Genomic DNA, 11557 nt, shown 5'->3' on the forward strand with positions numbered 1-11557 from the left:
GCCGGGCATTTGCCGTGACCCCATCCATGAAAAAAGCGCCGGAACATCATGTTCCGGCGCTTTTTTATGGCTGACTGTTCTTCCGGATCGTCAGGCCCGACGAGCGAAAAGACGGGACAATCCGGAGAAGATGAGGGAAACGCCCTGAATGATTCCGCCGCGCAGGAAGAACACGATGGCGATGATGAAGGCGCCGAACAGGATCGGCCAGCGAGCCCAGTAAGTGGAAACGATATCGCTGAGCACGATATAGGCGGTGGTTCCCGCCACCGGCCCGAGCGGCGCGGTGACGCCGCCCAGAATTGACATGAACACGATGTTGGCGGACTCGTTCATGCTGGCCTTGCTGACAGGAACGATCTGCCACTGGAAGGCAGACAATGCGCCGGCGATTCCGGTCAGCGCGCCGGATACGGTGAAGACGAACAGCCTATAGCTCCACACCGGATAGCCAACCGCCTCCAGCCTGTCGGCATTGTCCTTGATGCCACGCAGCACCAGCCCGACAGGCGACAGCACGAGCGCATAAAACAGGCAGAACACCACCACCAGAACGGAAGCGGCAAACAGATAGAAGCTCATCGGCGTGCCGAGCCCAATTTCGGTAATTCCGAAGGAAAGAACCGGGCGCGGCAAACCTGTCAGTCCTGAAGGTCCACCTGTCACGGAACGCCAGGTCATGGCGATGAAATAGACCATCTGCGCAAAGGCGAGCGTCATGAGGATGAAATAGACATCCTTCAGGCGCGCGGTCAGCAGTGCAACGACCGCCGCTGCCACGGCGCCGACAATCGCGGCGACCAGCAAGGCGGGAATAGCTGTGAACTGGAATTCCTTCAGGAAATAGCCTGCCGAATACGCCCCAAGCGCAAAGAACGCAGACTGACCGAAGGAGAGCATTCCTGCCTGTCCGAGCAACAGGGCGAACGCCAGTGCAGCGATGGAGTAGATGAGAATGTCGATGGCGATCGACATCGGCAGCAGAAACGGGATCAGGACAAGAAAGGCTCCCAGACCCAGAAAATTGAAGATGACGCGGTTCGCCGGCACCGGAGCATGTTCCTTTTTCAGCATGATTGCATCTCCTCAGCGGCGTCCGAACAGACCGTTCGGGCGGACGAGAAGAACGAGCATCATCGCGAGATAGATCGTCAGCCACGAAGCCAGCGGATCGATATAGGTAGCAAACTCCTGTAACAGCCCGATCAGCAGGCCGGCGAAGATCGCTCCATAGAGATTGCCCAAGCCGCCAACAACGACCACGACGAAGGACACCGTCAGAATGTCCATCCCTATGAACGGATGGAGCCCACGAACCGGCAGGCTCAGCACGCCCGCCAGAGCCGTGAGGAAGGTGCCAAGGGCAAAGCTCAGGGCAAACAGGATGCGAATGTCGACCCCCAGCAGCATCACCGCCTCGCGATTTTCAATCGCGGCGCGGATCAGGGCACCCGCTCTGGTCCGCTCGATGAACAGCCATGCCAGCAGAATGACGACGGCGGAGATGACGAGCAGGAAGAGGCGGAATTTCGGATAGTACACCGGACCGATCTTTGCCGCGCCGACCAGCAGGTCTGGAGGCAGGCTGCTTGCGCCCGCACCGCCCCAGATGATGATGATCATCTCCTGCAGCATGATGGCCATCGCAAACAGTGCTAGCAGCAGATAGTTGTCGTCATCGGGATTGGAACCGTAGAGGTGGCGCAGAACACCCCGCTCCAGCAGCGCACCGAGCATGGACATCAGCAGCGGGGCCAGCAACAAGGCCCACCAGTAGGAGCCGGTGATCTGGATGATGCTGTAAGCCGCATATCCGCCAAGCGCGAACAGGGCGCCATGGGCGAAATTCGGGATGTTCAGCATGCCCAGGATGAACGTCAGCCCGAAAGCGGTCATCGCGTAGAGCGCGCCGGTCGTTAGTCCGTTCAGCAGCTTTAGATACAGGAGATCCACGGTATCCGTCCGATTTGTGTGCGGGGCCGCATGTCGAGCGAGCGGCCGCCGCAATAGAGGCGAGGTGCCAGATTTTCATCGCGTAGGAAGAGGGCAACAGAGCGCTGCCCTTCCTCTTGCGGCTTGATTACAGTGCGCCCATGTCTTTGCACCCCAGAACATCGGCCGGAACGTCGCCGCTATGGGTATCGACAATGCGCGCGAGGTCGAACTTGTTTTCGACTTCGTTGGGAGCCTTGCCCTCGGTCACGAAGAAAGGACGATAGGCCTGATGGTTATCGGCACCAATGCGGGTCGGCCCAACCACCGTATCATTGCTTTCCCAGCCTTCCAGAGCTGTCACCAGATCGGCCGGGGTGAGGCCTTCGGCCTTTGCAAGGCCCTCCAGAATGAGCTGCATGGTGCCGTAGCCGCTGCCTGCGGGGTAGCCCGGAGCTTCATCGAAGCGTTCAATATAGCGTTCGGAGAAGCTCTTCGCGATCGGGTTGTCGATCGTGTAGTAGAAGGCAGAGCCAATGACCACGCCCTGGGTGATGCTCGGATCGAGACGGATATAGTCTTCGATGCCGCTGCCCCATGGCACCAGAATCTTGGCCTGTTGCGACAGACCGAAGGAGTGTGCGGTGCGCAGGGACTGAGCCGTGTCGAGGCCGAAATTATTGACCAGAATGACGTCGGGACGGGCGGCCGCGATCTCGCCCATGTAAGGGCTGAATTCACGCTCACCCAGAACATGACGCTGAGATCCGACGATCTCGATGCCAAGCTCTTCGGCGAATTTCTTTTCCAGTTCCTCAAGCGTCCAGCCGAACGAATAGTCGGAGGTGAGCATGTACCAGCGCTTGGCGTCCGGGTTTTTCTTCGCCACGTATTTCATGGTGGCTTCCACGCCCGCATGATATGGCGGCGCCCACTGGAAATTATACCTGTGGCACGGCAGCGGACCACCGCTGAAGCAATGCACGCGCTTTTCACGCAGCGCCAGCTCAGAAACGGCTGCGGACACATCGTCAGCCCACGGGCCGGCGATCGCCACCACGTTTTCACGCTCAATGGCTTCGGAGACGCGACGGGTTGCGGTACCGGCATCGCCGGCGCTGTCACGCGAGATATAGTTGATTTTGAGACCGGTGGAGCGCTGGTTGAAATCCTCGATGGCCATTTCCTGGCCGCGCTTGATGCGTTCGCCATCGGCGGCATAAGGCCCGGTCAGGGGCACGATGCCAAGAATGGAAACCTCGCCCTGTGCGGCCCGCGCAATGGAACCCATAAAGGGCATGGCGGACGTTCCGGCAAGAGCGGCTGCACCCTGCAGCAGCAATCTTCTGTTTACGTTCGGGAACATAGTACCTCCTGTTACACTTGGCGGGCAGGCACGATCGCCTGGCGCTGCAGCGTCCTCAGACGCTCACTCCCAGATATTTGTTGACGGTGGCCGGGTCGGCGCTCAGCTCGGCGCTCGGTGCCTCAAGGGCAATGCGGCCATTTTCCAGAACATAGGCGTATTCCGCGATCTCAAGCGCGATATCCAGCTTCTGCTCGACGATCAGCATGGACAGGCCGGTGGCGCGCAGACGCGAGAGCACTTCCAGCACGCGATCCACCATCACCGGGGCAAGCCCCTGTGAGGGTTCGTCAAGAAGAAGAACGGCAGGATCCAGCATTAACGCCCGCGCCACAGCCAGAATCTGCTGCTCGCCCCCGGAAAGTGCTCCACCCGGTCTTGGCAGCAGACGGGTCACCAACGGAAACTCGTCGAGCACGCGCTCCATCGTCCAGCTCTGTCCCTTCCGCTCGGCAAGGGCCAGATTCTCCTGGGCGCTCAGATGGGTGAATATTCCGCGACCTTCCGTAACGCAGGCGATTCCGCGCTTTACGATCTGATCCGGCCGCAAACGGGTAATATCCGTGCCGTTCAGTTCAATGCTGCCACTCGTCGCGGTCAGCAATCCGGCTATCGTGCGGATGGTTGTCGTCTTGCCCGCACCGTTGCGGCCAAGCAAGGTTACAACCTGTCCCTTGCCGATGGACAAAGACACATCGTGTAGAATGTGACTCTTGCCGTAAGCGGCATTAACATTCCTGATGACAAGACCGGTCATTGCAGGGCCGCCTTTGCACGGGTGCCGAAATAGGCCTGCTGAACCTCCTGGTTCGAACCGATCTCTTCGGCCGATCCCTCAGCCAGCAGCGAACCGAAATTGAGAACGCTGATACGGTCAGCCAAGCCGACCACGAGTTCCATATTGTGCTCAATGAGCAGAATGGTGAAATGCTCGCGCAGGATCTTGAGGATGTCGACAGCCTCACGCAGCTCCGCCGTCGAAAGACCACTTGTCGGCTCGTCTAGCAGCAGGAGTTTGGGACGGCAGCACAGCGCAATCCCGATATCGATAAGGCGCTGGACGCCATAAGGCAGGGTCTGCGCCTCGCGTTCGGCAAAGTGCTTCAGATTGAGAAGCGTCAGCGCTTCATCAACCAGCGCGCTTGCGGTATGGCTGGACGAACGCGGAACCACCGACCAGCCTTCGCCCGCCGCACGGGCTGCCGCAAGGCTCAGATTTTCCCGCACCGTGAGCCTGGGAAATATGTTCGTCCGCTGATAAGAGCGCGCGATCCCAAGCTTAACACGCTGCGCAGGTCCCAGTGCGGTAATGTCCTCGCCTCCGAAGCGGATGATCCCCCGGGTGGGTTTGTACACCCCGCTCAGGAGGTGAAAGAACGTGGTCTTGCCGGCACCGTTCGGGCCGATCACGACATGGAGGCTCTTCTCGCGCACCGCAAGTGACACGCCTGAAACGGCGTGAACGCCTCCGAAACTCAATGAAAGGTCTTCCGTCGTCAGCAAAGGTCTACTCATCAGCTTTCTGGCAGTTTTCGCCGCTTTCAATGAGTTGAGCCGATAAAATTGTTCTCGTCAATCGATTATTAAATGATATAAATGATCTGAAAAATAGATCAAATTGCTGGATCCAAGGGAGGCTCGTCGCGCGTGTTTGGTCTTAGAGATGCAGAAATAGTCCGCGAAGTGGCACGTTGCGGCGGCTTTAGGGCGGCAGCCCAGAAGTTGCGTCTGTCCCAATCGGCGGTCTCGACCAGAGTATCCGAAACCGAGCAGAGACTGGGTGTGGAACTGTTTGATCGCAAACGGCACGGCGCGCGGCTCACCCCTATTGGCCGTCGCTTTCTCGATCAGGCAGAGAGGCTGATCGAAATGCGCGACCAGATCGCTGCGAGCCTGCTGCCTTCCTCTGGTTTCGCCGGAACGATCCGCATCGGGGTTGCCGAATCCATCGTCCATACGCTTCTGCCCAACATGTTGAGCAGGATCAGCGATGTGTTTCCCGATGCCCGGCTGGAACTGTCGGTCGACCTCTCGCCCGTGCTTGCCAGACGACTGATGGACGACGATATCGACATAGCCATACTGGTCAGTCAGCTGGTGCCTGTCGGGGCAATCGATGTTCCGATCTACAACTGCGATCTTGGCTGGTACGCCTCTCCCTCGATGACGCTGCCTAATGGAGTTCTCAGCCCCCGGGAGTTGGCTCAGTTCCCGATCGTTACGTTCCTGAAGGGCTCTCTGCCCTATGTCGAAGTCGAGCGGATATTTTCTGATCCCAACCTGCCCTCGCCTTTGCTGCACGGCTGCGCATCGCTTTCAACCATGATGCATCTGGTCATCGATTCCTTCGGCATCGGGTTGCTGCCTGCATCGTTCGCAGCTCCGGCCGTCGCTTCCGGCGCTCTGGTTCCACTGAAGACATCGCCCGGCGCTAAAATCGACCGTCTGGAGTTCTCCTTCAGCCATTTGCGCGCCCGCAACAGCAATCAGATGGAGCAGATCAGGCTGTGCGCAGAGGCAGCCGCAACAGAATTCCGATCTCGAAAATAGATCAAATTATCAAATTTTGATCCATTGACGGAAACTTTTATGCATTTATGACTTGGCCCTCAATGACAGCAGGTCGTGGAGAGCCTTGGTGACAAGCGGTATCGGCAATGTTGAGATCGACCCCAGACTGATGACGCCCGCACAGGTTCGCGGACGTATCAGAAATGGACAACTCCCTGTTCCGACAGCAGGATTTTCCGACGGCTACATGCAGGGCAATCTTGCCATCCTGCCCGCCGCGCACGCTGGCGATTTCATGCGTTACTGTCTGCTCAATCCCAAAAGCTGCCCGGTTCTGGCTATCGGCCAGCCGGGCAATCCGTCTCTGCCAGCGCTTGGCGACATCGATATCCGCACCGATATTGCCTTTTACCGGGTGTTCCGGAATGGCGTTGCCGAAGAAGAGACCGAAGATCTCGGTAAGCTATGGCGCGATGATCTGGTTTCCTTCGTTCTGGGCTGTTCCTTCTCGTTTGAAAGTGCCCTGACGCGCGCCGGCATCGTGGTTCCCCATATTGCAGCGGAGCGAAACGCGCCGATGTACATCACCAACATCCAGACCCAGGAAGCGGGTCCGTTCGGTGGCCCGCTCGTGGTTTCGATGCGCGCCTTCAGTCCCGAAGACGCGATTCAGGCCATCGTGCTGTCGGAGCGTTATCCGCTCGCCCATGGGGCGCCGGTGCATATAGGCGACCCGGGCCGGATCGGCATCGGCGATATCCATCGCCCGGACTTTGGCGATGCGCCACTGATCGGTGAGGGGCAGGTTCCTGTGTTCTGGGCCTGCGGGGTAACGCCCCAGATGGCCATAGGCACGGCTAGGCCCGACCTCGCAATCACCCACATGCCCGGCTTTATGCTGGTGACGGACATGCTGGCAGAAAATGCTTCCCCCGGGCAGAGCCTTCGCCATCCGGGCTGGCCCGCAACTTCCCACGAAAGAATTTCATGACAAGCTTGCCTCTTACAGATGCCGGCGATGCGGTCGTGTCCGCGTCGCCCAGACAGGCCATCATTGCAGGATGGGCCGGTCGCAATGCGGAAGCCATTCAGCATCATATTGACGAACTGGGGGCCCTCGGCGTTCCCGCTCCTTCTTCGGTTCCGCTCTATTATCGGGTCAGCGCGAATCTTTTCACCACCGCTTCCCTTATCGAGGCTGTGGGTGCGGACAGTTCCGGTGAGGTTGAGCCGGTTCTGTTTCAGGACGGTGAGCGTCTCAAACTGGGCGTCGGTTCCGACCATACGGATCGTGCCCTCGAAGCGCATTCCGTCGCCCTAGCCAAACAGATATGCGCCAAGCCCGTGGCCCCGCAATTCTGGAACCTTAAAGAGGTCGAATCCCATATCGACCTGGTTGAGTTCAGGGCCTGGATCCGGGATGGCGAGGAACAGGAGTGGACGCTCTATCAGCAGGGAACGCTGGCGGATCTGCGTCCTCTGCATGAACTGGTCGCGGGTGCGCGTGCCACGCATGGCAGCGAGGTCTTCGTCAATGGCACGATTATGATGTGCGGAACGTTCGGCGTCGTCTCCGGGAGCATCCGTCCGGCCCGCTACTTCCGTATGTCCATGCACGACCCCGTTCTCGGGCGGACAATCGAGCATCAATACGAAACGCTGAACCTGCCAAACATCGCATAGAGTTTTCCTTAAAGCATCTTGCAGCCAGATGGCAACATCTGGCGTCGTATAAATGATGCAAAAACAAAGAGATAGAGCACTTCTGCGATTCAGAGAGAAGCAGAAGTGCTCTAAGACGACCGATCCGATCGTCTCACCAGCCAGCAATTGCATTGTGCGGGCATCCGAGCCAGTCTGGCCGGCGGGGCGTCACGCTCGTTATGATCCCGTTTCACAAACAGAGGTAAGCAATGGCAACCCCAGCGACCATCTCCAAACTGTCGGAAGATCTGGCGCGGTTTCGCACGACCAGCCGCAAACTGGTCGAGGAGTGCCTCGAAAAAATAGAAGCGGCCGACGGCGAGGGTGCGCGAACCTTCATTTCGGTCGATGCAGAGCGGGCGCGGACAGCTGCCGACGCCTGTGACAGCCTTCGAGAGGCCAACATCCCGACAGGCCCGTTCGCCGGTATCCCCATCTCCGTCAAGGATCTGTGCGACATCGAAGGTCAGGTTACGCGCTCCGGTTCCAGGGCGCTCGATGATGCTGGCCCTGCTGAGACCGATGCTGAAGCTGTCGCGCGTTTGCGGCGGGCCGGCTTCATTCTTATCGGCCGCACAAACATGACCGAATTCGCCTATTCCGGACTCGGCCTCAATCCCCATTACGGAACCCCGCTGTGCGTATGGGATCGGGATGCGGGACGCATTCCCGGGGGCTCGTCGTCCGGCGCGGCCATTTCCGTAGCGGATGGCATGGCGCACGCGGCATTGGGTTCGGACACCGGAGGCTCCTGTCGCATCCCTGCTGCGTTCAACGGCCTTGCCGGCTTCAAGCCCACGGCACGGCGTGTGCCGCTGAAGGGTACAATCCCTCTGTCAGCTACACTGGATTCGATCGGGCCTATCGCGCATAGCGCCGATTGCTGCGCCCGGCTCGACGCCATCCTTTCCGACCAGCCTTTGCACCCCAGCACAGCCAATCTGCAGGGGCTGCGCATTCTGGTTCCCACGACAGTGGCGCTAGATGGAATGCAGGACAAGGTGGCTGCGGATTTCCAGGCAGCGCTGTCCAAGCTTTACGCTGCTGGCGCCGTGGTCTCGGAAGCGCCCTTCCCTGAATTCGCTGAAGCCTCAGCCCTGCTGGACAAGGGCGGGTTTTCGGCAGCCGAGAGCTTCGCCTATCACCGCGAACTGATTCAGCTAAAGGCTGAGCTTTATGACCCCCGCGTCCTCATGCGCATCAGACGGGGTTCGGAACAAAGCGCGGCCGACTACATTGGTCTGCTGAAATTGCGCAGATCGGTCATCGCGCGTGCGGCGCAACGCATGTCCGGCTATGATGTGCTGGTAATGCCAACTGTACCAATTGTGCCCCCGCTGGTGAGCGAGCTCGCAAATGATGCGGATTACACTGCGATCAACCTTCTGGTCCTGCGCAACTCCACCTTCATCAACCTGATTGACGGCTGCGCCATCTCCCTTCCCGTCCACGAGGAAGGAACCGCACCGGTTGGCCTTACTGTGGCGGGAATCGGCGGAACCGATGCCCGATTACTGGCCGTGACCGCGGCCATGGAGCCGGTCGTCGTTCGCTGACTTTATCCCTGCTCGATCGAGGTTGCTGCGAGCTGGGAACGGTTCTTGCTCTCACTTTTCCTTAGTATGGGGCTGAACCCCTGAAACACAGTCGAGGTCCATCGAGTCACATCACGCACAACCGATGCGGATGTGCTGTCTTCAATGCTGCTGGCGCCGAAATTCAGTGTGCCGTTATCGGGGGGGCATTTGCAGGCTGAGCACGCGCAGAAGCGTCGTCTTGCCCGCGCCGCTTTTGCCGACGACGCTCAGAACCTCGCGCGGGGCAATCCTGAAACTGATATTTCTAATCGCAGCAATCCTGCCGCGCTTGCCGGGGGTGTTGAATGTCCTGCTGAGGTTTTCCACCTCGATCACAGGATAGTCTTTCAGCCTCATCCCCGTTTCGGCCTTGCGCGATGCCCGTCAGATTACGCGCAGATATGGGCCGCCGCTGGTGCCATCGTGCTGAATCTCCCGGGCGGACCGCAGGAATGCCGGCGACCGAAATCCAGTGCCAGCGCCATCAGTTCCTCATCCACCTCGCCCTCGGTCAGATCAAGCAGAAACTCGTGACCTACCCTCACGCCCGGCAACGTAGTGGACCATAGCGCGATTGTGGATCACGTCATTGCCCTCGGATAAAATCACGGTGTGCAGGAAATCGCGATCGACCGATGGAATTCGACGGCGGTGAATACGCCCCTTCAGGAAGAGGCCTTCACCATCAACCAATTCGGCCAGGGCTTCGCCAGCATGGCCGCTCCTATCAAAGAGCTGAAGCGAGCGATCCTCACCAGGCATTTCCGGCACGGTGGCAACCCGCTCTTGCGCATGTGCTTCGGCAACGTGGTGGCCGACAAGACGCGGCGAAAAACGAGAAGTTCACGAAGGAACGAGCGCGCGGGCGCATCGACGGTGCTGTTGCTGCCGCAATGGCCGTTGGCCGCGTCATCGCAAACGAAGTCACACCATCACCCTATGAGAGCCGAGAAGGCGGATTCCTCTTCATCTAAAGAGCAAGGCCATGCACCAAGTCAGTATCACCGGATTAAACCGGGTTTCGCATCCGAAGCCGAACAAGGGCGGCAACACCATTCTGGCATTCTTCGATTGCAAGGCGAACGGCTTGACGCTGGCTGGATGCGCCTTCGTTCGAACACCGCGCCAGGCTTGACGGGATGGTCGCCGAAGCTCGAAGGCGCGGATGCGGCCCGCCGAAGTGTCGGCGTTGCAGATGAACAGCTTCGGAGTGTCATGGTTCGGCAGGCGCAAGCGTCCTATCGCGCCCTCGGCGGCACCGATGGCGAATGGATCAAGACATGGGACGAAGAAAAGACGGAAGAGGCCGACGAGGGAAACGGGCTTCGCCGCTTCCTTTCGAATGGCGCGGAATAGCACGAATTTTTTGCCGCCCGTTTCCTATATGCTTCCTGTGAAGCTGAAAAGTAGTAGAGAAGATGATCTAAGATATTGATTTTATTGGCGCGCTGCGCCGGGTAAAGATGAGAATTATGTCTACGCTATAGCCCTCTAAATTCACCCCTGCCGACTGGCCGGAAACCATTTGAAATCACAAATATTTTCTGGATATCGTAGCTATGCGTCTCCCAAACTGGCTTCGTGGGCGTCGTCTTCCCACGGCGGTGCGGCTCAGAACATCGACCATCTCCGGGACCGGAAATTCCGGCGTAGACAGCGCTATCAGGAAAGCATCGAACCCTTTCGGGGTTACGATAATAGGCGCAGCTTCCATCGGCACATCCCCGGTCGTGCGCGTGTCCGTCTCCAATCTACAGGGTACTGATTTCCAATTATCATATCTCACGGTCCCAATCATCAAGGACCGAGAAGTGGCATGTTCAAGCGATTTGTAGAACGCCGATAGAAGAAGCTCCTTCAGCTATCCCAGTGGTCCGGATCGCCGGTCCAAGTCGAGCCGGCAAGACCAGGCTTGGCTAGGGCGTGCGGACCGATCATCCGCCGGACGGCCTGGATAATCCCAACGGCATGCTTTTGCAGAACGCTGGTAAGCGCACCGCGTCTCATGGCGCGCGCCGCGCCGCGCCCGATTCAACTTTTCACCTCATCTGCAAAGGACATCCTGTTGACGACCAATACCGCGGTGCGTTTCGAGCCCGCTTCCTCATCTCCCGCGACGATCCGCGTCGCCTCCTACCTTCGCGTCTCGACCGGTCGTCAGGCCGAGAGCGACCTGTCGATCCCCGATCAGCGTCGCCAGATCGAGCGCTATTGCGCGGCGCGTGGCTGGACGATCGTGGAGGACTATGTCGAGCCCGGCAGCAGCGCCACCGACGATCACCGTCCGGCCTTTCAGGAAATGATCGATGCGGCCCTGGCCCCGCCGCCCATGTTCAGCATCATCCTCGTCCACAGCTTCTCGCGCTTCTTCCGCGACCAGTTCCAGTTCGAACGCTACGCTCGCAAGCTCGCAAAGAACGGTGTACAGGTCATTTCGATCACCCAGGACTGGGGGACAACGCGATAG

The 11557-nt window shown here is 59.0% G+C and carries 12 protein-coding genes; 7 read left to right on the top strand and 5 right to left on the bottom strand.

All coding sequences use genetic code 11. The annotated features are described in order from the left end of the window. Window positions 1–90: 90 nt before the first annotated feature. From MIC97_RS14610 to MIC97_RS14630, 5 genes are all read right to left on the bottom strand, one after another. Entirely contained in the window at window positions 91–1074 is a 984-nt protein-coding gene (locus tag MIC97_RS14610; protein ID WP_239800605.1) for a branched-chain amino acid ABC transporter permease, read from the bottom strand. 12 nt (window positions 1075–1086) lie between these two features. Continuing rightward, complete coding sequence (locus MIC97_RS14615; protein ID WP_239800606.1) at window positions 1087–1953, bottom strand: branched-chain amino acid ABC transporter permease; 867 nt, start codon at window positions 1951–1953, stop codon at window positions 1087–1089. A 127-nt stretch (window positions 1954–2080) separates the two neighbouring features. Then, on the bottom strand, window positions 2081–3298 hold the full coding sequence (locus tag MIC97_RS14620) for an ABC transporter substrate-binding protein (protein ID WP_239800607.1): 1218 nt from the start codon (window positions 3296–3298) through the stop codon (window positions 2081–2083). Window positions 3299–3353: 55 nt separating this feature from the next. After that, complete coding sequence (locus MIC97_RS14625; protein ID WP_239800608.1) at window positions 3354–4055, bottom strand: ABC transporter ATP-binding protein; 702 nt, start codon at window positions 4053–4055, stop codon at window positions 3354–3356. Beyond that, window positions 4052–4813, bottom strand: coding sequence for an ABC transporter ATP-binding protein (locus tag MIC97_RS14630; RefSeq protein WP_239800609.1), 762 nt, complete (start codon window positions 4811–4813; stop codon window positions 4052–4054). The genes MIC97_RS14625 and MIC97_RS14630 overlap by 4 nt, the downstream gene beginning before the upstream one ends. Before the next feature lie 132 nt (window positions 4814–4945). On the opposite strand from MIC97_RS14630, the gene MIC97_RS14635 reads away from it, so the two are divergent. From MIC97_RS14635 to MIC97_RS14665, 7 genes are all read left to right on the top strand, one after another. After that, on the top strand, window positions 4946–5848 hold the full coding sequence (locus MIC97_RS14635) for a LysR family transcriptional regulator (RefSeq protein ID WP_345773551.1): 903 nt from the start codon (window positions 4946–4948) through the stop codon (window positions 5846–5848). An 88-nt stretch (window positions 5849–5936) separates the two neighbouring features. Then, on the top strand, window positions 5937–6800 hold the full coding sequence (locus tag MIC97_RS14640; protein ID WP_345773552.1) for a putative hydro-lyase: 864 nt from the start codon (window positions 5937–5939) through the stop codon (window positions 6798–6800). 35 nt (window positions 6801–6835) lie between these two features. After that, window positions 6836–7492: a DUF2848 domain-containing protein gene (locus MIC97_RS14645; RefSeq protein WP_239800611.1), complete on the top strand. Its 657-nt coding sequence runs from the start codon at window positions 6836–6838 to the stop codon at window positions 7490–7492. Between the two features lie 230 nt (window positions 7493–7722). Further along, a complete protein-coding gene (locus tag MIC97_RS14650; protein ID WP_239800612.1) occupies window positions 7723–9069 on the top strand; it encodes an amidase in 1347 nt (448 codons plus the stop codon). Window positions 9070–9213: 144 nt separating this feature from the next. Continuing rightward, on the top strand, window positions 9214–9624 hold the full coding sequence (locus tag MIC97_RS14655) for a hypothetical protein (protein ID WP_239800613.1): 411 nt from the start codon (window positions 9214–9216) through the stop codon (window positions 9622–9624). A 78-nt stretch (window positions 9625–9702) separates the two neighbouring features. Continuing rightward, entirely contained in the window at window positions 9703–10446 is a 744-nt protein-coding gene (locus MIC97_RS14660; RefSeq protein ID WP_239800614.1) for a terminase TerL endonuclease subunit, read from the top strand. A gap of 709 nt (window positions 10447–11155) precedes the next feature. Then, entirely contained in the window at window positions 11156–11557 is a 402-nt protein-coding gene (locus MIC97_RS14665; RefSeq protein ID WP_239800615.1) for a recombinase family protein, read from the top strand.

The organism is Aquamicrobium sp. NLF2-7 (assembly GCF_022359935.1).
Taxonomy (GTDB): Bacteria; Pseudomonadota; Alphaproteobacteria; order Rhizobiales; family Rhizobiaceae; genus Mesorhizobium; species Mesorhizobium lusatiense.